Source organism: Rubrivivax rivuli (genome assembly GCF_004016505.1).
Classification (GTDB): Bacteria; Pseudomonadota; Gammaproteobacteria; order Burkholderiales; family Burkholderiaceae_C; genus Rubrivivax; species Rubrivivax rivuli.
The window spans coordinates 202748-227737 of record NZ_SACR01000002.1; the positions used below are offsets into that span (position 1 = coordinate 202748).

Below are 24990 nucleotides of genomic sequence, written 5' to 3' on the forward strand. Positions count from 1 at the left end.
GCGGGCCGGCGCCATGGTGACAATGCCTGCCTCATGAACAGCGTGGCCACCCCCCGCCTCGAACTCGCCGGCATCAGCAAGCAGTACCCCGCCGTGCGCGCCAACGACGGCGTGCACCTCACCGTGGCCCCGGGTGAGATCCACGCCGTGCTGGGCGAAAACGGTGCGGGCAAGAGCACGCTGATGAAGATCATCTACGGCGCGGTGCAGCCCGACGCCGGCCAGATGCACTTCAACGGCCAGCGCGTGGCGCTGCAGAGCCCTGCGCAGGCGCGCGCGCTGGGCATCAGCATGGTCTACCAGCACTTCAGCCTGTTCGACACGCTGACCGTGGCCGAAAACGTCTGGCTGGGTCTGGACCGCGGCCCGAAGCTGCCCGAGGTGACCCAGCGCATCACCGAGCTCGCCGCCAGCTACGGCCTCGCGGTGGAGCCGCAACGCCCGGTGCACACGTTGAGCGTGGGCGAGCGCCAGCGCGTGGAGATCGTGCGCGCGCTGATGACGAAGCCGCAGCTGCTGATCCTGGACGAGCCGACCTCGGTGCTCACGCCGCAGGCGGTGGAGCAGCTCTTCGTCACGCTGCGGCGGCTGGCGGAACAGGGCTGCAGCATCCTGTACATCAGCCACAAGCTCGACGAGATCCGCGCGCTCTGCCAGCGCTGCACCGTGCTGCGCGGCGGCCGGGTCACGGGCGTGGTGGACCCGCGCGAAGAGAGCAACGCCAGCCTCTCGCGCCTGATGATCGGCGCCGAGCCGCCGGCGCTGCAGCCGCGCGCCGCCACGCAGGGCGAGACGGTGCTGCGTGTGCAGCAGCTCTGCCTGCCGCGGCAAGACCCCTTCGGCACCGACCTGCAAGGCGTGACGCTGCAACTGCGCGCCGGTGAGGTGCTGGGCATCGCGGGCGTCTCGGGCAACGGGCAGCAAGAGCTGATGGCCGCGCTCTCGGGCGAAGACCCGCGTGCGGCGCCGGGCAGCATCACGCTGGGCAGCACCGACATCGCACGCGCCGGCCCGCGCCAGCGCCGCGCCTTGGGCCTGCACTTCGTGCCCGAAGAACGCCTGGGCCGCGGCGCCGTGCCCACGCTGAGCCTGGCGCAGAACACCCTGCTCACGCGCACCGAGGCCGTGGGCCGCGGGGGTTGGCTGCGCAACGGGCAGGCGCAGCGCCTGGCCGAAAGCCTGATCGCGCGCTTCGGCGTGCGCACCGGCGGCGCGGGTGCTGCGGCCAAGAGCCTGTCGGGCGGCAACCTGCAGAAGTTCATCGTGGGGCGCGAGATCGATGCAAAACCGAAGCTGCTGATCGTGAGTCAGCCCACCTGGGGCGTGGACGTGGGCGCGGCGGCGCAGATCCGCGGCGAGTTGCTGGCTTTGCGCGAGGCGGGCTGCGCGCTGCTGGTGGTGAGCGAAGAGCTCGACGAACTGTTCCAGCTGGCCGACCGGCTGTGCGTGATGGCGCAGGGGCGGCTCTCGCCCGCGGTGCCGGTGGCGCAGGCCAGCGTGGCGCAGATCGGGGTCTGGATGAGCGGGCTGTGGGACGAAACCCCGGCCGGCGCGGAGGCCGCCGCATGCTGAAGCTGGAGCCGCGTGCGCAGCCTTCGCAGTGGATGTCGCTGGCCAGCCCGCTGCTGGCCCTGGCGCTGACAGTGCTGGTGGGCACGGGCCTGTTTGCGCTGCTGGGCCGCGACCCGCTGCGCGGGCTGGAGGTGTTTTTCGTGCTGCCACTCTCCAGTGGCTACGCGCTGTCGGAGCTGAGCGTGAAGGCCACGCCGCTGGTGCTGATCGCACTGGGGCTGGCGGTGTGTTTCCGCAGCCAGGTGTGGAACATCGGCGCCGAGGGGCAGTACATCGTGGGCGCGCTGTGTGCGGGCTGGGTGGCGTTGCAGGCCGGTGCCAGCGGCAGTGGGGGCCTGGGTTTCGGCCCCTGGTGGGTGGTGCCGGTGCTGCTGGCCGGCGTGGCCGGGGGCATGGCCTGGGCGGCCATCGTGGCGCTGCTGCGCGACCGCTTCAATGCCAACGAGATTCTGGTGAGCCTGATGCTGGTCTACGTGGCCGGCCTGCTGCTCAGCTACCTGGTCTATGGCCCGTGGAAAGACCCGGCCGGCTACAACTTCCCGCAGACCGCCACCTTCGCGGCCGAGGCGCGCGTGCCGCGGCTGGCGCCGCCCTGGCGCATGCATGCCGGGCTGCTGGTGGCGCTGGTGGCGGTGGTGCTGGTGTGGGTGTTCCTCTTCCGCAGCTACCGCGGCTTTGCCCTGCAGGTGGGCGGGCTGGCGCCAGCGGCGGCGCGTTACGCGGGTTTTTCGTCGCGCAGCGCGCTGTGGACGGCGCTGCTGCTCAGCGGCGGCCTGGCCGGGCTGGCCGGTGGGCTGGAAGCTGCCGGGCCGCTGGGCCAGCTGACACCGCAACTGCCAGCCGGCTACGGCTTCGCCGCCATCATCGTGGCCTACGTGGGCCGGCTGCACCCGGTGGGCATCGTGTTCGCGGGTGTGCTGATGAGCATGTTCTACATCGGGGGCGAACTGGCGCAGTCTCGCTTGGGGCTGCCGAAATCGCTGACGGGCGTGTTCCAGGGGCTGCTGCTGTTCACGCTGCTGGCTTGCGACACCTTGATTGCCTACCGGGTGCGGTGGGTGGCTCGGGGAGCGCGATCATGAGACCTCGCAGCAAAGGGCGGGGCGGGCTGGCTGCCGCGGTCGACGGAAGCGGTCGGCCTGCGGCCGACTGCCCTGCGGTGCTCGGCCCCGGGGCGGGCCGCAGAACTCACTTCGCTCACTGCGTTCGCTGCGTTCAAACAGGCTGCGGCCAGTCAGAGGTGGATGCGCGCTGCGCGCGCCGCCCCGGGCCCTGCGCTCCTCGGCGCTTCCCACGCCCGCGGCAGCCAGCCCGCCCCACCCTTTGCAGCAGCACGGCAGCGCGCCCACGAACGCCGCCTCGTCGCCAGAGCGGCGGGCGGTGCCCGCTGTGGGCGCTGTCTGGGGCGGCGAGGAGCGCAGGGCCCAGGGCGGCGCGCGCAGCGCGCATCAACATCATTTCTGCCGCATCCTGTTTGAGCGGAGTGAGCGCAGCGAACGCAGCGAGTTATGCGGCACGCCCTGGGCCCGAGCACCGCAGCGGAGTGGGCGCTGTGCGCCGACCGCCCCAGCCTGCGCCCACAGCGGGCACCGCCCGCCGCGACGCGAGGCGCAGCCGCATCCAGAACAAGAGCCCATGGACGCCCTAGCCCTCCTCATCGCCGCCACCTTCAACGCCGGCACGGTGCTCGCCCTCGCCGGCCTGGGCCTGCTCATCAACGAACGCGCCGGTGTCGTCAACCTGGGTGCAGAAGGCATGATGCTCGTGGCCGCCATCGCCGGCTTCGCCACCGGCGTGGCCACCGGCAGCGACATCCTGGCCTTCGGCGCCGGCGCTCTGGCCGGTGCCGGCATGGCCGCACTGTTTGGCGCCCTGGCCATCGGCTTGAACACCAACCAGGTGGCCACGGGCCTGGCGCTCAGCCTCTTCGGCGGCGGCTTCTCGGCCTTCGTGGGTGTGGGCTTCGTGCAGGCGCAACTGGGCCCCCGCCTGAACTTCCAGGTGCCGGTGCTGGCCGACATCCCCTTCCTCGGCCCGGCCCTCTTCCGCCAGCACCCGATGGTCTACGTCGCGCTGCTGCTGGCCTTCGCGCTGGGCTGGTTTCTCTACCGCAGCCGTGCCGGGCTGGTGCTGCGCGCGGTGGGCGAGTCGCCCGAATCGGCGCACGCGCTGGGTTACCCCGTGCGGCGCATCCGCTTCCTGGCGGTGCTGGCCGGCGGCGCGCTGTGCGGACTGGCCGGGGCCTACCTGAGCGTGATCTACACGCCGCTGTGGGTGGAAGGCATGGTCGCGGGCAAGGGCTGGATCGCCCTGGCCCTGACCACCTTCGCCACCTGGCGGCCCGGCCGGGTGCTGCTGGGGGCCTATGTCTTCGGCGGCGTGACGATGCTGCAGTTCCACCTGCAGGGCCAGGGCGTGGAAGTGGCCAGCCAGCTGCTGAGCATGCTGCCCTACATCGCCACCATCGTGGTGCTGGTGCTCATCTCGCGCAACGCGGGCTGGGTGCGCGCCAACATGCCCGCGGCGCTGGGCAAACCGTTTTTCCCGGGCGGCTGAAGGCCGGCCGACTGTCTTGTTTCGACCACCACCAGGAGAGAGCCCATGATCCCCACCACCCGGCGCACGCTGCTGCGCACCGCTGCAGGGGCCACGCTGGCCGCCGCGGCCACGCTGCTGGCCGGCTGCGGCAAGAAGGCAGAAGCCCCCGCGGCCGCGGCCCCGGCCTCGGCCGCCGCTTCGGCTGCCGCACCTGCGCCGCTGAAGATCGCCTTCGCCTACGTCGGCCCCGTGGGCGACGGTGGCTGGACCTTCGCGCACGACAACGGCCGCAAGGCCATCGAGAAGGAGTTCGGCAACCGCGTCGTCACCAGCTTCGTCGAACAGGTGCCCGAAAGCGCCGACGCCGAGCGCGTGTTCCGCGACATGGCCAGCCAGGGCGCTCAGCTGATCTTCGGCACCACCTTCGGCTACATGGAGCCCATGCTCAAGGTCGCGGCCGACCACCCGGCCATCAAGTTCGAGCACGCCACCGGCTACAAGACGGCGGCCAACATGCGCACCTACGACAGCCGCACCTACGAGGGCGCCTACATGGCCGGCATCATCGCCGGCAAGATGAGCAAAGCCGGCGTGGTGGGCGTGGTGGGCAGCATCCCCATCCCCGAGGTCATCCGCAACATCAACAGCTTCACCCTGGGCGCACAGAGCGTGAACCCGAAGATCAAGACCAAGGTGGTCTGGGTCAACGAGTGGTTCAACCCGCCCAAGGAAACCGAAGCCGCGCAGAGCCTGATCAACCAGGGTGCCGACGTGCTGTTCCAGAACACCGACAGCTCGGCGGTGCTGCAGACCGCCGCCAAGAACAAGAAGCTGGCCTTCGGCTGGGACAGCGACATGACGGCCTACGCGCCCGAGGCCCACCTGGCCAGCGCCATCATCAACTGGGCGCCGTACTACATCAAGGCGACCAAGGAGGCGCTGGAAGGCACCTGGTCCACCGGCGGCGTGTGGTGGGGCGTGAAGGAAGGCGCCATCGACATCGTGAGCATCAACGCCATGGTGCCGGCCGAGACGCAGGAGCAGGTCGCCAAGGTCAAGGCCGGCCTGAAGGACGGCAGCTTCCAGATCTGGAAGGGCCCGATCATCGGCCAGGACGGCAAGGAAGTGCTGGCCGCCGGCGCCGTGGCCGACGACAAGTTCCTCGGCGGCGTGAACTTCTATATCAAGGGCGTGGAGGGCAAGGTGCCCGCCGGCAAGTGATGCCGCCGCGCTGAGCGCACCGGCCCGGGGCGCCGCCCCGGCCCCGAAACCGGCCCTGCCGCACCGCGTGCGCAGGGCCGGACTTTTTTTGTGCGGCGGCCCTCAAGTTCCGTTTGGAGCTGCCGAAATGCAACAGGCGAGCGGGTCACCGTCCCGCCGCTTCACTGCTGCTGTTTCGCTGCGCCGGCCTGGCGCGGCGCTTCCCCCGGGGCGCAAGGCCCCGGCGCGGCCCCAGCACGGGCCTGCCAGGTGCGCAGCGTGAAAAAGCGGCTGAAAAGCCCGCCGCTTCCCCCTCAAGTCGCGGTCCATGGACACCGATACCCCGAGGACATGACCCGGAAGGCGGTCGGGCCGAACCCGAAGCCCGCCGTCGTAGCCCCCCGGTACCCCAAAGGACAGCTCCATGGCCTCGAACATCCCGAACTTCACTCCCGCGCAGATCGCCGTCATGACGACGGAGCAGATCGCGGCCCTGACGACCGAAGACTGGGCGGCCTTCAGCACGGCACAGGTGGCCGCGCTGACCACCGCGCAGATGCCGGCCATCGCGGTGGCCGGGCTGCGGGTGTTCACGGCAGCGCAGATCGCCGCGATCGACGCGCCTGATGTGACGCAGTTCACGGCCACGCAGGTGCAGGCCCTGTCCACCACGCAGGTGCAGGCCTTCACCACGCAGCAGATCAACGCCCTGGCCTCGCAGCAGGTGGCGGCGCTGACGACCGGCCAGATCGCGTCGATGCAGACGGTGGACATCGCCGCCATCTCCACCAACGCCGTCTCGGCGTTGACGGCCAGCCAGATCGCCGCGTTGGGGACCGCGGGCGTCGTGGCTCTGGACACCGCGCAGATCGGCTCGCTGTCCACCGGCGCAGTGCGCGCCCTGAGCAGCGCCCAGCTGGTGGCGATGTCGGAGGCCGACTTCACCGCCATGACCTCGGCGCAGATCGCCTCGCTGACCTCCACCCAGCTGCGGGCGCTGGGCACGGCAGACATCCAGGCCATCAGCAGCGGTGACATCGCCGCGCTGGGCACCACCGGTCTTTCCGCGCTCTCCAGCGCGCAGTTCGGCGCCCTCACCACCCAGCAGATCTCGGCGCTGAGCACGCAGCAGATCGCGGGCCTGGGCACCACGCAGATCCGCCAGCTCACCAGCGCGCAGCTGGCCGCTTTGGGCACCGACGACATCGCCGCCCTGAGCAGCGCGCAGATCCAGGCGCTGAGCACGGCCGCCATCCCGGGCCTGGGCGACGACGCCATCGCTGCGCTGCGCACCTCGCAGATCGCCGCCCTCAGCTCGGCGCAGATCCGCGCCATCGCCACCGCATCCATCGACGCGCTGGAGACCGCCGACCTCGCTGCGATGACCACGGCGCAGCTGGCCGGCTTCAGCGGCCCGCAGGCCGCGGCCCTGGAGACCGCCGACCTGGCCGTGCTGGGCACGGCGCAGATCCGCGCCCTCGGCACCGCCGCCATCGACGCGCTGACCACGGCCCAGATCGAGTCGCTGACGCCCGCGCAAGTGGCCGCCATGACCACCGCGCAACTGGCGCGCCTGGACACCATCACCGAAGCCCAGCTCGCTGCACTGACGACCACGCAGGTGGCCTCGCTGGGTGCCGCCTACGGCACCTCGCTGACCACGGCCGAGATCGCCGCGATGTCGACGGCCTCGCTGCGCCTGCTGAGCACCGGCGCCATCTCGGGCCTGGAAAGCGCCGACATCAACGTGCTCAGCTCCGACCAGCTGAACGCCCTGTCGCTGGCCCAGCTGGGCGCCATCAACACTGCCGCACTGGCCGGTCTGTCCACTGACGACATCGTCGGTCTGGGCACCTCTCGCATCAGCGCGCTCACCAGCACGCAGCTCGGCGCCTTCACCACCGCGCAGCTCAACGCCCTGACCACCGCCCAGGTTCGCGCGCTCAACGGCGTGCAGATGGACGGCCTGAGCGCCGACGACCTGGACGCCCTGGCCACCGAGCGCCTGGCCGCGCTGACCAGCGCCCAGCTGGCCACGCTGAGCAGTGCCCAGGCCGTGGGCCTGACCACCGACATCGGCGTGCTGACCAGCACGCAGATCAACGGCCTGAGCAGCGCAGCCATCGCCGCGCTGGGCACGGCGCTGGCGTCTGACGACATCGTCACCCTGTCGGCCGGGCCCATGGCCGGCATCACCACGGCGCAGTTCGCCCAGCTGGGCACGGCCGCCATCGCCGCGCTGGGCGTGCCGCAGATCCGCGCGCTGAGCACGGCCGTCATCGGCTCGCTGGACGGCACCGAAGTCGGCGCCCTCACCTCGGCCCAGGTGGCCGCGCTGAGCGCCGGCCAGGTCACCGCGCTGGGTGCCAACGTCAACGAACTCAACGGCGACCTCGCCGCGCTGAGCGCCGCGCAGGTGGCCGCACTGACCACCGCACAGGTGGCGGGCCTGACGGCCGACTTCGCCCAACTGGGCTCCACCCAGGTGGCCGGCCTGACGCGTGAGCACATCGTCGCGCTGGGCAACAACATCGGCCTGCTGAGCACGGCACAGTTCGCCGCGCTCACGCCTTCGCAGCTGGGGGCGCTGACCACCACGCAGGTCACCAACCTCTCGGGCGCCGACCTGGGCGCGCTCGACTCGCGCCAGATCGGCGCGCTGAGCACGCAGGCCGTGGCCGCCATGGGCACGGACCAGCTCAACTCGCTGACCACCGCGCAGGTGCAGGGCCTGACCGTCGGCCACTTCACGGCCATGGGCACCGCCGACTTCGCGGCCTTCGAAAGCGCCGACCTCGCCGCGCTCACGGCTTCGCAGATGCGCGGCCTGAGCACCGCCATGCTGGCCGCGCTGAGCACGCAGCAAGCCACCTACTTCGGCTCGGCACAGCTCGCCGCGCTGAGCTCGGCCCAGCTCGGCGCGCTGTTCGCCGACAACGCCGGCAGCACGATCGACCTCTCGGGCCTGTCGCCCACGCAGATCGGCGGCCTCAGCGCCGCCGGCATCGCCGCGCTGACCACCGCCCAGGTGGCCGGCCTGAGCACCGCCCAGCTGGCCGGCATGTCCACGGCCCAGGTGCGTGCGCTGGAGACCGAAGACCTCGCGGTGCTCACCACCGCCAAGCTGACCGCCTTCACGTCGGCACAGATCGGTGCGATGACCACCGAGCAGATCGACACCTTCGACACCGCCGAGCTGGCCGCGCTCACCTCCACCCAGATCCCGGGCCTGAGCAGCGCACAGATCGCCAGCCTGACGCCGGAGCGCCTGAATGCGCTGAGCACGCTGCAGTTCTCGGTGATGAGCTCGGGCCAGATCGCCCGCCTGAGCACCGAGCAGGCCGCCTCGCTGCAGACCGAAGACCTCGCCGCCATCAGCAGCGCGGCCATCCGCGGCCTGAGCAGCAGCGCCATCACCGCGATGAGCGCCGAGACGCTGGGCGCGCTGAAGACCGAACAGGTCGCGGCGCTGAGCACGCAACAGGTGCGTGCCATCGACGCCGAAGACCTCGCCGCGCTGCCCACTGCCAAGCTTGCCGCCCTCGGCACGGCCCAGGTGGCCTCGCTGACCACGACGCAGATCGAAGCACTGAGCGGCGCGCAACTGGCTGCGCTGGATCCGACCCGCATCGCCGCCCTCACCACCGCACAGCTGCGCGCCATTGCCGCCGATGAACTCGCGGGCCTGGGCACCGCGGCCTTCGCGGCCATGGCCACGACGCAGATCGCTTCGTTCACCACCGACCAGGCCGTGGCGATGCAGACGGCCGACCTGGCCGTGCTGAGCTCCAACCAGGTGCGTGCCTTCAGCACCGCCGCCCTCGCCGCGCTGAACGCCGACCAGGTGGCCGCGCTCGGCAAGGACCTGGGCACCGCCCAGATGGCCGCGCTGACGACCACCCAGCTGCGTGCGCTCGACGCCGACGACTTCACCGCCTTCAGCAGCGCGCAGATCGGCCAGCTCTCCAGCAGCCAGCTGCGCACGCTCTCCTCGGCCCAGCTCGAGGCGCTGTCGCCCGAGCAGCTGGCCGGCCTGAGCACGCTGCAGATCTCGCAGCTGACCACCGCGCAGGTGGCGGCCATGGAGGCCGGTGACCTGGCCTCGCTGACCAGCGCCCAGTACGCCGGCTTCACCTCCGCGCAGATCGCCGCCCTCACCACCGCGCAGGCCGTGGCGCTGGAAGCTGCCGACCTGGCCGCGCTGGCCTCCGACCGCTATGCCGCGCTGAGCACGGCCAACATCGCCGCGCTGGACGGCGGGCAGATCGCCGCCCTCACCTCTTCGCAGGCTGCCGCGCTGAGCAGCGCCCAGCTGCGCGCCATCGATGCCGACGACCTCGCCGGCGTCACCACGCTGGCCCTCTCGGCGCTGGACGGCGACCAGGTGCTGGCGCTGAGCAGCGCCCAGCTCGCCGCGCTGTCGGCCGACCAGCTGGCCGCGCTGAGCACGGCGCAGGTCAGCGGCCTGAGCACGGCGCAGATTGCCGGCATGTCGCCCGACCAGCTCAACGCGCTGAGCGCAGCCCAGTTCGCCAAGCTCACCACCGCGCAGGTGGCGGCCATCACGGCCGAGCAGATGGGCCAGCTGGAAGCCGCCGACTTCGCGGCGCTGACGCCCACGCAGATCCGCGCGCTGAGCCCCACGCAGATCGCCGCCGTCACCGGCGAGACGATGCTCTCGCTGACCACCGAGCAGGCCGCCGCGCTGAGCACCGCCCAGGTCCGCGCCATCGAGCCGGCCGTGCTGGCCCAGCTGGAGACGGCCGACCTCGCCGCCCTGGGCACCGCCCAGGTGGCCGCACTGGCCGACACGCAGATCAACGCGCTGACGGCCGACCAGCTGGCCGCGCTCGGCACGGCCCAGGTGCGCGCCCTCACCGTGGCCCAGCTCGGGCTGCTGAGCGCCGACGACATCGCCTCGCTGACGCCCACGCAGATCGGTGCGCTCACCACCGCGCAGGTGGCTGCGTTGACGCCGGCCCAGGTGGCCGCGATGGAGGCTGCCGACGTGGCCGCCATGTCCACGCTGCAGATCGCCGCGCTGAGCCCGACGAACGTGGCTGCACTGTCGGCCGACGGCATCTCGGGCCTGACCACGGCGCAGGCCGCGGCCCTCACCACCGCCCAGGTGGCGGTGCTGGAGACCGGCGACCTGGCCCTGATGAGCAGCGCCAACCTGCGTGCCCTCGGCACGGCCCAGGTGCGTGCGCTGAGTGAAGCGCAGCTCGATGCGCTGGGCGCCACCTCGCTGGCCACGCTGACCACCACGCAGGTGGCCGCGCTCACCACCGAGCAGATCGCCGACATCGACGCCGGCAACCTGTCTGCCCTGGGCACCGAGCATTTCGCCGCCATGGGCACGGCCCAGGTGGCCGCCATCACCGCGGCCCAGGCCGCGGGCATGGACGCCGCCGACGTCACCGCGCTGGGCGCCGCGCGCTTCGCCGCGCTGGGCACCGCCGCCGTGGCCGCGCTGGAAGGCGTGCACATCGCCGCGCTGAGCACCGCCCAGGCCCAGGCCATGACCTCCGACCAGGCCGCCGCCATCGACACCGATTCGTTGGGCAGCCTGACCACCGCCAACCTGGTGCTGCTGAACACCGCGGCCGTCAAGGCCCTGAGCACGGCGCAGCTCGACGTGTTCGACGCCGACCAGATCGCCGCGCTGACCACGGCCCAGGTGGCCGCGCTCACGGCAGGCCAGGTGGCCAGCCTCACGCCGACCGACCTGGCCGCGATGACGACCGAGCAGTTCCGTGCCATGGGCACGGCGCAGATCGCCGCCATCACCACGGCCCAGGCCGCTGAGCTGCAGGCCGCCGATGTCACCGCGCTGACCACCACGCAACTGGCCGCCCTGGGCGCCAACCGCGTGGCCCAGCTCTCGGTGGCCGCCATCCAGGGCCTCAGCACGGCCCAGGTGGCCTCGCTGGGCACGGCCCAGGTGGCCGCGCTGACGGCCGAGCAGATCGCCGGCATGGAAACCGCCGACGTCGCAGCCCTCACCACGGCGCAGCTCGGCGCGCTGAGCTCGGCGCAGTTCGCCGCGTTCACCTCGGCGCAGCTGGGTGCCATCAGCAGCGGCCAGGTCAACGGCTGGACGCCGGCCCAGATCGCGGGCATGACGCCCGAGAACCTGGCGGCGTTGAGCTCCACCCAGTTCCAGTCGCTGGGCACCGCCGAGATTGCCGCCATCACCTCGACCCAGGCTCCGGTGCTGGAGACGGTGGACATCGCAGCGCTGAGCACGGCGCAGATCCGCGCGCTGACCACCGCCGCCTTCGCCGCGCTGACGGCCGACGGCATCGCCGCGCTGACCACCGCGCAGGCCGCCGCGCTGCAGACCTCGCAGGTGCAGGCGATGACGCTGGAGCAGCTGGCTGCCATGCAGACCGCCGACCTGGCCGCCCTGAACACGGCCCAGCTCGCAGTGCTGAACACGGCCCAGCTCGACGCGCTGAGCAGCGCCCAGGTGGCCGCGCTCACCACGCGCCAGGTGGCCTCGCTGTCGACGCTGCAACTTGCTTCGCTCGACGCCAACGACTTCGCCGCCATGGGCACGGCGCAGTTCCGCGCCTTGACCACGGCACAGCTGGCCGCCCTCACCACGGCCCAGGCCGCGGCGATGGAAGCGGCCGACTTCGCAGCACTCACCGCCCTGCAGGTGCGGGCGCTGAGCGACGCCGCCGTCGGCGCGCTGTCCACCGCCGCACTGGCCGGCATGGGCACGCTGCAGGCCGGCGCGCTCACGAGCAGCCAGCTGGGCACGCTGAACATCGAGCAGATCGCCGCGCTGGAAACCGTCGACCTGGCTGCCATCGGCGCCCCGGTGCTCGCCACGCTGAGCTCCACGCAGGTGGAAGCCATGAGCAGCGCCCAGCTCGCCGGCCTGGGCACCCGCCAGGTGGCGGCGCTGACGGCCGCACAGTTCGCCGCCATCGAGGTGGCCGACCTGGCCGCCATGGGCACCGCGCAGTACGCGGCCATGACCACGGCGCAGATCGCCGCCATGACCGCCGACCAGGCCGCCGGCCTGCAGGCCGCCGACCTGGCCGTGCTGGGCACCGCGCAGCTGCGTGCGATGAGCACCGCCGCGCTGGCTGCCATCAGCGAAGCCGCCATTCCTTCGCTGACCACGGCGCAGGTCAAGGCCCTGAGCGACGCACAGATCGCCGCCCTCACCGGCGGCCAGGTGGCGGCGCTGGAAACGGCCGACCTGCGTGCGCTCAGCACCGCCCAGATCCAGCTGCTGAGCACGGCGCAGATCGAGGCCCTGTCCAGCACCCAGGTGGGTTCGCTGAGCACGGCCCAGCTGGCCGCGCTGACGACGGCCCAGTTCGCCGCGCTCGACGCCGCCGACCAGGCGGCCCTGGGCAGCGCGCAGTACTTCTCGCTGAGCACCGCCCAGATCGCCGCGATGACGGCCGAACAGGCCGGCGCGCTGAGCACCGAAGTGCTGGCCTCGCTGACCACGGCCCAGGTGCGCGCCTTCAGCACCGAGGCCCTGGCGGGCCTGGGCAGCGCCTCGGTGCAGGCCCTCACCACGGCCCAGGTGGCCGCGCTGGGCACCGCCCAGGTGCTGGGCCTCGGCGCCAACGTGCTGACCGCGCTGCAGACCGTCGACCTGGCCGCGATGACCACCGAACAGGTGGGCGCCTTCGCCGCCGAGCAGCTGAACCAGTTCAGCAGCACGCAGCTCGGTGCGCTCACCTCGCGCCAGGTGGCCGCGCTGACCACCACGCAGATCGCCGGCCTGGAAGCCAGCAACCTGGCCACCATGACGACGGCGCAGTACGCCGCGCTCACCACCGCCCAGCTCGCGGTGCTGAGCACCGAGCAGGCTGCCGCGCTGGAAGCCGCCGACGTGGCCGCGCTGAGCGTGACCCAGGTGCGGGCGCTGACGCCTGACACCGTGGGCGCACTCTCGGCCGCCGCCGTGACCGCGCTGACCACGGCCCAGGCCGCCGCGCTGAGCGTGGGCCAGGTCGCCTCGCTCGCCTCGGGCAACCTGAGCGCGCTGGAGACCGTCGACCTCGTCAAGCTGGGCAGCGCCCAGATCAACGCCCTGGGCGCCGAAGGCCTGACGCTGCTGAGCAGCGCCCAGCTCGCGGCGCTGAGCACCAGCCAGGTGTCCACCATCGACGCCGGCCTGCTGGCCACGCTGAGCACCGACACGCTGAACACCCTGACCACCGCCCAGTTCGCCGCGCTCACGGCCAACCAGCTCACGGCCCTGACCGAAGACCAGGTGAGCAGCCTGCAGACGGTTGACCTGCGGGCGCTGGGCAGCACGCAGCTGCGCTCGCTGACCGACAGCCAGGTCACCGCGCTGACGGCGGTGCAGGTGGCTGCGCTCACCACCGCCCAGGTGGCCGCGCTGACGACCAACCAGCTCGCCGCGCTGGACATCGCCGACTTCACCGGCATGGGCACGGCCCAGTTCCAGGCCCTGACCACCGCCCAGATGGCCAGCCTGAGCGCCGACCAGCTGTCCGCGATGGACACGGTCGACCTCTCGGTGCTGACCAGCGCCCAACTGCGGGCCATCACGCCGGAAGTCATCGCCTCGCTGACGGGCGACGGCATCAAGGCCCTGACCTCTGCCCAGGTGCCGGTGCTGACCACGGCCCAGATCGCCGCGCTGGACGCTGCCGCTCTGGCCTCGATGGACACCGCCGACGTGGCCCTGCTCGGCACGGTCCAGATCGCCGCGCTGCGCGGTGAGCAGCTGGCCGCGCTGAGCACGGCACAGATCAACGCGCTGACCACGGGTCAGGCCGCCGCGCTGACCACGACGCAGATCTCCGAGCTGAGCGTGACCGGCCTGAACTCGCTGGGCACGGCGCAGTTCCAGGCCCTCACCACGCGCCAGATCTCGGCGCTGACGGTGGACCAGATCGCCAACCTGGAGACGGCCGACCTCGCCGCCCTGGGCTCGGCCCAGCTGCGTGCGCTCAGCGCCGAACAGCTGGCCGCGCTGACCACCGGCGGCATCGCTGCCATGGGCACCGCGCAGATCGCGGCGCTCAGCACGCTGCAGATCACGCAGCTGGAAGCCGACGACGTGGCGGCCCTGACGGCCGGCCAGCTCACCGGCATGACGGCGGCCCAGGTGGGCGCCCTCACCGACGCACAGGCCGCGCTGCTGACCTCGGCCGACCTCGCCGCCTTCGGCACCACGACCATCGCCTCGCTGAACACCGCGGCCATCGCCGCGCTGACCACGGCGGCCGTGGCCGGCCTCACCGCCGCGCAAGTGCCGCTGCTGACCTCGACGCAGATCGCCGCCCTGGAGCCGGCCGTGCTGGCCGCCTTCAACAGCACGCAGATCCAGGCGCTGAGCACGGCGCAGATCGCCCGCCTGACCGAAGACCAGGTGGCCAACCTGGAAACGGCCGACGTGATCGCGCTGACGACCACGCAGGTGCAGGCCCTGGGCACCGCGGCGATCGCCGCGCTGACCGCAGCCGGCGCCGCCGCGCTGCTGACCGAACAGGTGCAGGCCCTGAGCACGGCGCAGTTCGCCGCCATCGAGGCCGGTGACCTGAGCGCCATGACCAGCACCCAGCTGCAGGCCATCACCACCACCCAGCTGCCGGCACTGACGGCCAGCCAGGCCGGTGCGCTGGACAGCACCGACGTGGGCTTCCTCTCGGCCACGCAGGTGGCCGCCATCGGCACGGCCGCGGTGGCCGCGCTGAGCACCGCCGTGATCAACGGCATGAGCACCGAACAGGTGGCCGCGCTGACCTCGGCGCAGCTGCGCGCCCTGACGGCGGCGCAGGTGCAGGCCATCGCGACCGAAGACCTCAACGCCATGGGCAGCGCCCAGGTGGCCGCCCTGACCACGGTGCAGATCGCCGACCTCACCACCGCCCAGCTCGCGGCCCTGGACAACACCCGCCTGGGCTTCCTGAGCACCGGCCAGCTGCGCGCCCTGAGCTCGGCCGACATCGCCGCGCTCACCTCCACCCAGGTGCCGGCCCTGAGCGCCACGCAAGTGGCCAGCCTGAGCGCGACGCAGATCGTGGGCCTGGACACGGTGGACATCGCCCAGATGGGCACGGCCCAGATCGAGGCCCTGAACACGGCCGCCATCGGCGCGCTGACCCAGGCCCAGTTCGAGGCCCTGAGCACGGCGCAGGCCGCGGTGCTGACGGCCGCACAGCTGCGTGCCATCCCCACCGCCACCCTGGTGGCCATGGCCACGGAAGACCTGAACGCGCTGAGCCCGACGCAGTTCGCCGCGCTGTCCACCACCCAGGTGGCAGCCCTCACGACGGCGCAGCTGTCCAACCTCACCGACACGCTGCTGGGCAGCATGGGCACGGCCCAGCTGGCCGCCATCGACCCCACCCGCCTGCAGTCGCTGGGCACGTCCGAGTTCGCAGCGCTCAGCGCGGCGCAGCTTGGCGGCCTGACCACGGCCCAGGTGCAGGCGATGCAGACCGAGGACCTGGCTTCGCTGAGCGACCTGCAACTGCGCGGCATCAGCACCGCCGGCATTGCAGCGCTGAGCTCGGCCCAGCTGCAGGCCCTGGCCACGAACCAGATCCCGGGCCTCACCACGGCCCAGCTGCGCGCCATCAGCAACGCCAACTTTGCGCTGCTGGAGACCGCTGACCTGACCCAGCTGAGCCAGAGCCAGATCGCCGGCCTGAGCACCGCCCAGGTGGCCGCGCTGACGACCGACCAGCTCACCACGCTGACCGACAGCCAGCTGAGCTACCTCACCACGGCGCAGGTGGCGGGCCTGGATTCTTCCAAGCTCAACACCCTGAGCACGGCCCAGTTCCAGGTGCTGACCACGGCCCAGATCGCTGCGCTGGGCACCGCCCAGGTGGCCGCGCTCGACACCGTCGACCTCGCCGCGCTCACCACCGACCAGGTGCGTGCGCTCGACACGGAAGACATCGTCGCGCTGTCGGCCGGCCAGCTGCAGGCCCTGGGCACGGCCCAGGTGGCGGCACTGCGCACCAACCAGATCACGGCCATCCAGACCTCTGACCTGGCGGTGATGCAGACCGAGGACATCGCCGCGCTGGGCACGGCCCAGGTGCGGGCGCTGACGGCCGGCCAGGTGGCCGCGCTGAGCGACTCGCAGCTCACCAACATGGGCACGGCCCAGTTGGCAGCCATCGGCTCGGCGCAGATCGCCTCGATAGGCACCGCCACGCTGAACGCGCTGAGCTCCACGCAGTTCCAGGCCCTGACCACGGCGCAGCTCGGCCAGCTGAGCACCGCGCAGGTGAGCAACCTGCAGACGGAGGACCTGGCGGCGCTGAGCAGCTCGCAGATCCGCGGCTTCAGCACGGCCGGCATCAACGCCCTGTCGGGCGCCGGGCTCACCGCACTGAGCAGCGCCCAGGTGATGGCACTGAGCACGCAGCAGGTGCGTGCCCTGGCCACGGCCAACATCACCGCCCTGGAAACCGCCGACCTGGCCGCGATGAGCGTCACCCAGGTGGCCGCCTTCAACGTCGACCAGCTCGGCGCCATGACGGCCGGCCAGTTCGCCGCCATGACCACCCGCCAGGTGGCCGGGCTGAGCGTCGGGCAGATCGGCGGCATCAGTGCCGGCGACCTGGCGCAGTTCACCACCGCGCAGTTCGTGGCGATGACCGCCGCACAGATCGGCGCCATCAGCTCGGCCCAGGCGGCCGGCTTCGAGACGGCCGACCTGGCGGTGCTGAGCACGGCGCAGATCCGCTCGCTGGGCACGGCGGCCATGGCGGCGCTGAGCACGGCCTCGATCCAGGCCCTGACCACGGCGCAGGCCGCGGCGCTGACCACCGCCCAGGTGTTTGCGCTGGAGACGGCCGACGTCGCGGTGCTGGAGAACGCCGACCTGGCCGCGATGAGCGCCACCCAGGTGGCCGCCTTCGGCACGGCGCAGATCGACGCGCTGACCGGCAGCCAGCTGGCTGCGCTGACCACCGCCCAGGTGGCCGCACTCACCGTCACGCAACTGACGGCGCTGACCGGCGCGGACCTGTCGAACTTCAGCTCGGCGCAGATCGCGGCCATGAGCACGGCCCAGGTCAACAGCCTGAGCACGGCGCAGATCTCCACGCTGGCCGTGGCCGACATCGCGGCCATGACCACGGCCCAGATCCGCGGCCTGGGCACGGCGGCCATCGAAGCCCTGACCACCGCCCAGGTGGCCGGCCTGACCACCGCACAGGTGGCCGCGCTGAGCACCCAGCAGGTGGTGGCGATCGAGACGGCTGACCTGGTGCAGATGGAGAACGCCGACCTGCAGGCCTTCACGACGGCGCAGATCGCGGCGCTGACCACGGCACAGATCGAAGCGCTGACCAACGCACAGCTCGGCCAGCTCACCACCACGCAGGTGGCGGCGCTGACCCTGGAACAGCTGGAAACCTTCGACACCGCCGAGATCGCCGCCTTCAGCACGCAGCAGTTCGCGGCGCTGACCACGGCGCAGATCGTGGCCCTGAGCACCGCGCAGATCGCAGGCCTGGAGACCCAGGACATCGTGGCCCTGACCACGGCCCAGGCCCGCGCCCTGACCGAGGAGCAGATCGTCGCGCTGACCACCACGCAGGTGGTGGCCTTCGAGACGCAGGACCTCGGCGCCATGACCATGACGCAGTACAACGCCTTCGAGGGCGAGGACTTCGGGGCCATGAGCACGGCGCAGTTCTTCGCGCTGCAGGCGGTGACCCCGATCGTGCTGGACCTCAACGGCGACGGCGTGCAGACCCTCTCGGCCGCCGAAGGCGTGAACTTCGACCTCACCGGCACGGGCACGGCCTCGAAGGTGGGCTGGGCCAGCGCGCAGGACGGCCTGCTGGTGCGCGACCTCAACGGCGACGGTGTCATCAACGACGGCACCGAGCTCTTCGGCGGCGCCACGCAGCTGGCCAACGGGCAGCGTGCGGGTGACGGCTACCGCGCCATGGCCGCGCTGGACAGCAACGGCGACGGCAAGCTCAGCGCCGCCGACGATGCCTTCGGCGAACTGAAGCTGTGGGTGGACGCCGACAGCGACGGTGTCACCGACGCCGGCGAACTGAAGGGCCTGCTGGAGATGGGCGTGGCCGAGCTGAACCTCGACTACACCAAGACCAGCGACCTCAACGCCGGCAACCTGATGGGCCTGGTGGGCAACTACACCAAGACCGACGGCACGCAGGCGGCGATGGTGGACGTGTGGTTCGCCAAGGAAGCGGCCACGCCGACGGCGGCCGAACTGCTCAGCGGCCCTGCCGCCGAGCTGCTGGGCAGCGACGCGGGCCACACCCCGGCCGCAGCCACGGCGGGTGGCGTCGGTGGCCTGGTGATGAACCGCGGCGCGCTCGACGACGAGCTGCTGCGCAGCCAGGTGCCGCTGATCTGAGGCTGAAGCGGCGTGCCCTTCGCGGGGCACACCGCCGGCTTCAGCCACCGCAGCGCCGGTGCCCGTGCAGGGCCCGGCGCTGCGGTGCTTTCACGAGGCCGTTGTCACCGGGCGTTCGGGAAGAAGAGCTGCTCGCCGCCGATCTTGTAGCCGGCGATGGTCGCCTGGCCGGCCGGCGAAACCAGCCAGTCCACGAAGCCTTGCGCGAGTTCGGTCTTCACGTGCGGATGCCGGGCGGGGTTGACCACCATCACGCCGTATTGGTTGAAGAGGCGCGGGTCGCCTTGCACCAGCACCGCCAGTTCGCCGCGATTCCTGAAGTTCAGCCAGGTGCCGCGGTCGGCCAGCACGTAGCCGTTCATGGACGAGGCCATGTTCAGCGCAGGGCCCATGCCGCAGCCGCATTCGCGGTAGCCGGCGGGCCTGGTGGCGGCCACATCGATGCCGGCGCCCTTCCAGTAGCGCAACTCGGCGGCGTGGGTGCCGCTCTTGTCGCCGCGCGAGACGAAGGGCTGCGGCGTGGCGGCGAGCTTCTTGAGCGCTGCAGCGATGTCCAGGCCGCGCGTGCCGGCAGGGTCGGCCTTGGGGCCGATGAGCACGAAGTCGTTGTACATGACCGGCAGGCGCTTCAAGCCGAAGCCTTCGGCCACGAACTTCTCTTCGGCCGCCTGGTCGTGCACGAAGACGACATCGGCGTCGCCACGCCGCGCGCTGTCCAGCGCCTGGCCGGTGCCCAGGGCCACCACGCGCACGCTCACGCCGCTGGCCTGCTTGTACAGGGGCAGCAGGTGGCCGAAGAGGCCCGACTGCTCGGTGGACGTGGTGCTGGCCACGACGATGAACTTGTCCTGCGCCTGGGCGACGCCGACGGCGCCAGACAAGGCCAGCACGGCCGTGCCGGCGATCAGGGACCAGAGACTTCTGCGGGTGCGCATGGCAAGAGGCCCGACGCGGGCGTGATGGAACCAGCCCGCGATTCTTCCCAGCACCCGCGTGCTGCGCGATATGTTCAGCCGCGCATAGGCGGCCGCCGCCTCAACCCGCCAGCGCCGCGCGTGCCACGTCCAGCGCGGCGCGGATGGTCACGTCCATGTCCATGTAACGGTAGGTGCCCAGGCGGCCGACGAAGGTGACCCCGCGCTCGTTGCGGGCACGCGCCTGGTAGCGCTGCAGCAGCGCGTCGCCCTCGGTCAGGTGCACCGGGTAGTACGGAATGTCCTCGGGCCCGCAGTGGCGGCTGAACTCGCGGTAGCACACCGAGCGTTCGTGGCTCTCCCAGGGCGCGAAGTGCTTGTGCTCGGTGATGCGGGTGTAGGGCACCGAGGCGTCGGTGTAGTTCATCACCGCGCAGCCCTGGATGTCGCCCTCGCCCTCGAAGCGCTCGAAATCGAGCGTGCGGTAGGGCAGCCGGCCTTCGTCGAAACCGTAGTAGCCGTCCAGCGGCCCCGACCAGTAGACGTGGTCGAAGCGCGCCACGTCGGCGGCGGCCAGGCCTTCACCGAGGTGCACGGTGATGTTCGGGTGGTCCAGCAGCCGCTGCACCAGGGGCGTGTAGCCCTCTTCGGGCATGCCCTGGAAGCGGTGGAAGAAGTAGTTGTCGTCGTAGTTGAAGCGCACCGGCAGCCGCTTCAGGATGGAAGCGGGCAGGCGCTTGGGGTCGACTTCCCACTGCTTGAGCGTGTAGCCCTTGAAGAAGGCCTCGTAGAGCTCGGGGCCGATGAAGCGCAGCGCCTGCTCCTCGAAGCTCTTCGGCTCGGTGATCGAACGGTCGGCGCGGCTTTCGATGAAGGCGCGCGCTTCCGAGGGGCTGAAGGTCTTGCCGAAGAACTGGTTGATGGTCAGCAGGTTGATGGGCAGCGAGAACACGCGCCCGCCGGTGGTGGCCTTGACCCGGTTCACGTAGGGCCTGAAGGTCACGTAGCGGTTGACCAGGTTCCACACCTCTTCGTCATCGGTGTGGAAGATGTGCGGCCCGTAGACATGCACCAGCACGCCCGAGCGCGGGTCGCGCTCGGTGTGGCAGTTGCCCGCCACGTGCAGGCGCTTTTCCAGCACGGTGATGCGGTGGCCGGCCTCGGCCAGCTCGCGCGCGATCACCGCGCACGAAAGGCCGGCGCCGGCCATGCCGATGTTCAGGGTCTTCGCCACGGCGGTTCTCCTTGCGTGCGGGCGTTCAGCCCAGGTGCAGCATCGGCACTTCGCAGGTGCGAGGCCGGTTCAGGTGCAGCCACAGGCCCAGGAAGCGCTCGCCCAGGAAGCCCGGATAGCGGTTCTGGTAGGTGTCGTAGGGCATGCCGATCTGCTCGTAGACGGCGTCCAGCACCAGGAAGAGCTCGCGGCTGTAGGCCTCGAAGAGATCACGCCGCATCACGAACATGTTCCACATCGGGGCCTGCGGCGCGAGGCGGAAGTAGTCCTCCACGCCGGCATGCTGCGAATACACCAGCCGCAGCACGCGCAGGAAGGCCTCCCACGGGGCGCGTTCGACGCAGGCCAGGTACTGGTGCTCGATGGAAGGCACGGTGCGCACCTGGCGCGGCACCACCACGTCGTATTGCGTCAGCAGCGCCTGCAGGCGCTGCAGCTGCGCCGGCGACGTGAGGTAGTCCACCATGGCCTGGTCTGGCGCGACGCTGGAGTTGCCTGCGGCCAGCCACGACTGGTCGACGACGAAGTTCATCAGCCGGCGGTAGTGGCACAGGCCCACGTAGTCGCTGCGCGTGTTCTTCCACGCCCAGTACTGCACGGTCAGCTCGCAGTAGGCCGGGTTCAGCGCGGCGATGTTGTCGCCCTGTGCGTCCGACTCGAAACCCTCATGCGTGTAGCCGCCCACGCCCACCGGGCGCAGCCACTCTGCCTGGGCGTTGTGGACGTGGTCCTTGTGGAAGGTCTGGTAGATCTTGATGCTGGGTGCGGCCACGGCGGGTGGCAGCGCAGCCGCGAACGGGGCCTGGCGCGCGCTCATGCCAGCGCCTCGGCGGGCTCGGCCACGGTGGTCTCGGGCGGCAGGCCCCACAGCGCCAGCGTCTCGTTGCTCGGCTGGCCCTTGAAGGCCACGGCATTCACTTCGAGATTGCCCACGCTGCTGTAGACCTTGGTGAAGCCGGCGCGCTGCAGTGCCCGCATCAGCGACTTCTGCGTGAAACCGGTCTTGTGCGCGAAGAACTCCTGCCCGCTGCGCTCGATCTGCAGCTGGAAGCCGTAGATCACGTCCAGCGCCATGATGGGACCGGCTGCACTCTGGTAGAGCGTGTCGTCGATGTCCAGGTTGCCCTCGACGATGCGGCGGAAGACCTCGGCCATGTCGGGCACGCGGATCTGGATGAAGCCGCCGTCCTTCAGCACATGCCGGAAGCCCGAGAGCACCGCGCCCACGTCGTGGCGGTAGTAGTGCTCCAGGTTGTGCGAGTTGTAGATGGCATCGAACTGCCCCGCGTCCAGCGTGGCCAGCTTGCGGGCATCGCAGCAGATGTCGGGCTTGCCGGTGGGGTCGATGTCCAGCAGCAGGTGCTCGAAACCGGCGTACTGCGGCGGCAGCGGGATGGACTTGTTGTTGCCGCCGACGTTGAGGACCTTCTTCTGGCTCATGGGGACTGTTCCTTCGGTTGGAAGAGGCTGGAGAGGGCTGAGATTGCGGCCGGCGCGTTCAGCGCAGCCACTCGATGACGCCGCGCCCGAGCGTCAGCAGGTTGGCGTTGAGCTGCTGCACGTCGTGCAGTGCGTTCACGTAGGCGATGCGCATGCTGTAGTGGTCGGCCTCGGCGGCCATCACGTCGAAGAGGCTGCGGCGCCCGAGCTGCTGCCACTGCTGCAGCGTGAAGCTGCGCACCTGGTCGCTGTTCTTCAGCACCTCGGCCAGGCGGCGCGCGCGTTCGGCGGCGGCGGTGGCCTGCTCGTGCACCTCGGCCACGCGGAAGCGCCGCGATTCCAGCGCCTCGGCGCGCTGCAGCCGCGCGGCCTCGGCGCGCAGGCGCGCAGCGCCGGTGGCGGCTTCCTGGCCCGGGCTGATCAGCGGCACGCTGACGCTCAGCCCCAGCGAGTAGCTGCCATTGCGGCGCGATGCCGTCGGCCCGCCGGGGCCGCCCGGCTCTTCGCCGCCCTGGTTGCTGCGGTTGCCGGTGGAGGCCATCACGTCCCCGCGCAAGTTCCAGCTGAGCTGCGGCTTGGTGCCGGCGGCCACGGCCTCGGCGTAGCGCCGCGCGGCGCGTTCCTGCGCGTCGTACTGCGCGATCTCGGCCGAGCGTTCCACGTCGGCCACCAGTTGCGGCAGCTCGGGCACGCCCAGGAACACGGTGCTCAGGCCTTCGGTGCCGGGCAGGCCGTCGCCCACCAGGCGGCGCAGCCGCACCTCGATCTGGCGCACGGCCGACTGCGTCTGCACCAGCTGCAGCTCGGCCTGCTGCAGCGTCTTCTGCGCCTGCACCAGTTCGCTGGCGCGTCCGCGGTCGGCGCGCACGATGGTCTCCAGCGCTTCCACCAGGCAGGCGGTCTTGCGCACGTGCTGGCGCCACACCTGCGCCGTCATGCGGTTGCGGCTGCGCTCCAGCTGCAGCGCCACGGCGGTGAGCGCGAGCTGCTCCTGCTGCGTGAGGTGGCCCCAGCGGGCGGAGTCGGCCAGCTGCGTGCGCCAGTCGACCAGGCGCTCGCTGCGTCCGCCGTCCCACAGCAGCTGGCTGATGTTGATGTTGGCGCGCAGTTGCAGCGCGGCACTTTCGGTGATGCCGCGGTCGCGCGAGCCCCCGGGCCCGAGCCCGGCGCCCACGCTGGCCTGCAGGCCGCGCGCGGCACGGGCTTCGTCGATGTCCTGGATGGCGGCCTCGGCCAGCAGGCGCGCGGCGCCCACCGCGTGGCTGCGCTCCAGGGTGTCCTTCACCAGCCCGGCCAGCGCGCTGCGCGGCTCGACAGGCGCCATCGGGGCCCCCTGGGCGTTTGCAGGGCTGGGCGGTTCGGGCGCGTCTTCATCCACGCAGCGGCCAGCGGCAGGGCCGGCCAGCGCCGCGCACAAGAGCACCACGGGCAGCAGGGCGAAAGGCGGACGGGGCGACATCGTCACAGTGTCGGCCGCGCTGGAGGGCGCCGATCGCCGGAGTTCAGGCGGGTTTCGGGCGCTGTTCGCGCGCTGTGCCCGTGCCGACGCGGGGCGGCGCAGCCGCCAGGGCAGGCCCGGGCGGGCGTGTCAGCCCGGGTTCACGCCGAACAGCCAGGCCAGGCCCGAGAAGCTGCCGAAGGCCAGCACCGTGCTGCTCATGATGATGCGCGCCACGCGCCCGCTGTCGGCGCCGTAACGCTCCGTCAGCAGGCTCACGTTGCTGGCGCTGGGAAGGGCGGCGGCCAGCGTCAGCACGACGAGCTGGAACTTCGTCAGCGGCGCACCCAGCGACAGCGCCGCGCCGCCCAGCAGGAAGACCAGCAGCGGGTGCACGAAGAGCTTGATCAAGGCCACGGGCAGGTAGTCGGCCACCGGCGTGCGGGTGTGCGCGTGCTGGCTGGAACGCCACAGCACCACGCCGATGGTGAACAGCGCCACCGGCGAGGCCGAGGCGGCCAGCATCTCCACCACCTTGGCCACCGGGCCGGGCAAGGTGAGCCCGGTGACCGAGAACACCGCGCCCAGCGCGATGGACCAGGGCAGCGGGTTGCCCAGGGCCGCACGCAGCGCGCGCAGCGCCGCCTGGCGGGCGCTGGCGCCCGCGGCATCGGCCGTTCCCCCAGCGGCGGCCGCGCCTGCGGCCTGCGCCAGCGCCAGACACAGCGTGCTGGTGATGAAGAAATCGGCCAGGATGGAGCTGATCACCGGCCCGGCTGCGGCGCTGCCCAGCAGCGCCACCAGCAGCGGCACGCCCATGAAGCCGGTGTTCGGGAAGGCCGCCACCAGCGCACCGAAGGCCGCGTCCTTCAGGCCCACGCGTTCGTTCATGGTCACCGCGATGGTGAAGAACACGATGAGCAGCGCCGCGGCCACGTAGACCGCCAGCACCACCGGGTTCAGCAGGTCGAACAGGGGCGTTTCGGCGCCGAAGCGGAACAGCATGCAGGGCAGCGCGAAATACAGCACGTAGCCGTTGAGCCCTGGGATGGCGCTTTCGGGCAGCACGCCGCGGCGCGCGGCCAGGTAGCCGCACAGCACCAGCGCGAAGAAGGGCAGCGTGACGGCGAAGATGGAAGGCACGGGCGCGGAGTATCGCAACCCCACACGCCGGCAGCGGCACCCCGTGCTTTATCGGCCGCCGGTGGGGATTCGTCGCAAGGTCGGGCAGGCGCGGCGCAGGCTGCGTAAGCTCGGGCTGTCGCGGCCTTCGACCGCAGGCACAGGAACT

The 24990-nt window shown here is 71.4% G+C and carries 11 protein-coding genes; 5 read left to right on the forward strand and 6 right to left on the reverse strand.

Annotated elements, in window-relative coordinates; all coding sequences use genetic code 11:
- Nucleotides 1-33 precede the first annotated feature (33 nt).
- The 5 genes from EOE66_RS05520 (at nt 34) to EOE66_RS05540 (ending at nt 18673) form a co-directional block, all read left to right on the forward strand.
- Nucleotides 34-1572 (forward strand): ABC transporter ATP-binding protein, encoded by a 1539-nt coding sequence (locus tag EOE66_RS05520; protein ID WP_128227683.1) that lies wholly within the window; start codon nt 34-36, stop codon nt 1570-1572.
- Nucleotides 1566-2654, forward strand: a complete 1089-nt coding sequence (locus EOE66_RS05525) for an ABC transporter permease (protein WP_128227684.1) — start codon at nt 1566-1568, stop codon at nt 2652-2654. The genes EOE66_RS05520 and EOE66_RS05525 overlap by 7 nt, the downstream gene beginning before the upstream one ends.
- Nucleotides 2655-3207: 553 nt before the next feature.
- Entirely contained in the window at nt 3208-4128 is a 921-nt protein-coding gene (locus tag EOE66_RS05530) for an ABC transporter permease (RefSeq protein ID WP_128227685.1), read from the forward strand.
- Between the two features lie 45 nt (nt 4129-4173).
- Nucleotides 4174-5331, forward strand: coding sequence for a BMP family ABC transporter substrate-binding protein (locus EOE66_RS05535; RefSeq protein ID WP_128227686.1), 1158 nt, complete (start codon nt 4174-4176; stop codon nt 5329-5331).
- A gap of 403 nt (nt 5332-5734) precedes the next feature.
- Nucleotides 5735-18673 carry an SPM autocatalytic domain-containing protein gene (locus EOE66_RS05540; RefSeq protein WP_128227687.1) on the forward strand — a complete coding sequence of 4313 codons (12939 nt, stop codon included), beginning with the start codon at nt 5735-5737 and terminating at the stop codon, nt 18671-18673.
- A gap of 104 nt (nt 18674-18777) precedes the next feature.
- Here EOE66_RS05540 and EOE66_RS05545 read toward each other — a convergent pair whose 3' ends face one another.
- The 6 genes from EOE66_RS05545 to EOE66_RS05570 form a co-directional block, all read right to left on the reverse strand.
- Nucleotides 18778-19608 carry an ABC transporter substrate-binding protein gene (locus EOE66_RS05545; RefSeq protein ID WP_128227688.1) on the reverse strand — a complete coding sequence of 277 codons (831 nt, stop codon included), beginning with the start codon at nt 19606-19608 and terminating at the stop codon, nt 18778-18780.
- Between the two features lie 100 nt (nt 19609-19708).
- Nucleotides 19709-20821 (reverse strand): UDP-galactopyranose/dTDP-fucopyranose mutase family protein, encoded by a 1113-nt coding sequence (locus EOE66_RS05550; RefSeq protein ID WP_310733093.1) that lies wholly within the window; start codon nt 20819-20821, stop codon nt 19709-19711.
- A gap of 25 nt (nt 20822-20846) precedes the next feature.
- Nucleotides 20847-21638, reverse strand: a complete 792-nt coding sequence (locus EOE66_RS05555) for a DUF4422 domain-containing protein (RefSeq protein WP_128227689.1) — start codon at nt 21636-21638, stop codon at nt 20847-20849.
- Entirely contained in the window at nt 21635-22261 is a 627-nt protein-coding gene (locus tag EOE66_RS05560; protein WP_128227690.1) for a class I SAM-dependent methyltransferase, read from the reverse strand. Before EOE66_RS05560 ends, EOE66_RS05555 begins: the two co-directional genes overlap by 4 nt.
- Before the next feature lie 58 nt (nt 22262-22319).
- Entirely contained in the window at nt 22320-23720 is a 1401-nt protein-coding gene (locus EOE66_RS05565) for a TolC family protein (protein WP_128227691.1), read from the reverse strand.
- Between the two features lie 129 nt (nt 23721-23849).
- Entirely contained in the window at nt 23850-24842 is a 993-nt protein-coding gene (locus EOE66_RS05570; RefSeq protein WP_128227692.1) for an AEC family transporter, read from the reverse strand.
- Between the last annotated feature and the right edge of the window lie 148 nt (nt 24843-24990).

Bases quoted from the DNA above. Each gene is read 5' to 3' on its own strand.
- EOE66_RS05520 (WP_128227683.1), top strand. From the start codon at position 34: ATGAACAGCGTGGCCACCCCCCGCCTCGAACTCGCCGGCATCAGCAAG.
- EOE66_RS05525 (WP_128227684.1), top strand. From the start codon at position 1,566: ATGCTGAAGCTGGAGCCGCGTGCGCAGCCTTCGCAGTGGATGTCGCTG.
- EOE66_RS05530 (WP_128227685.1), top strand. From the start codon at position 3,208: ATGGACGCCCTAGCCCTCCTCATCGCCGCCACCTTCAACGCCGGCACG.
- EOE66_RS05535 (WP_128227686.1), top strand. From the start codon at position 4,174: ATGATCCCCACCACCCGGCGCACGCTGCTGCGCACCGCTGCAGGGGCC.
- EOE66_RS05540 (WP_128227687.1), top strand. From the start codon at position 5,735: ATGGCCTCGAACATCCCGAACTTCACTCCCGCGCAGATCGCCGTCATG.
- EOE66_RS05545 (WP_128227688.1), bottom strand. From the start codon at position 19,608: ATGCGCACCCGCAGAAGTCTCTGGTCCCTGATCGCCGGCACGGCCGTG.
- EOE66_RS05555 (WP_128227689.1), bottom strand. From the start codon at position 21,638: ATGAGCGCGCGCCAGGCCCCGTTCGCGGCTGCGCTGCCACCCGCCGTG.
- EOE66_RS05560 (WP_128227690.1), bottom strand. From the start codon at position 22,261: ATGAGCCAGAAGAAGGTCCTCAACGTCGGCGGCAACAACAAGTCCATC.
- EOE66_RS05565 (WP_128227691.1), bottom strand. From the start codon at position 23,720: ATGTCGCCCCGTCCGCCTTTCGCCCTGCTGCCCGTGGTGCTCTTGTGC.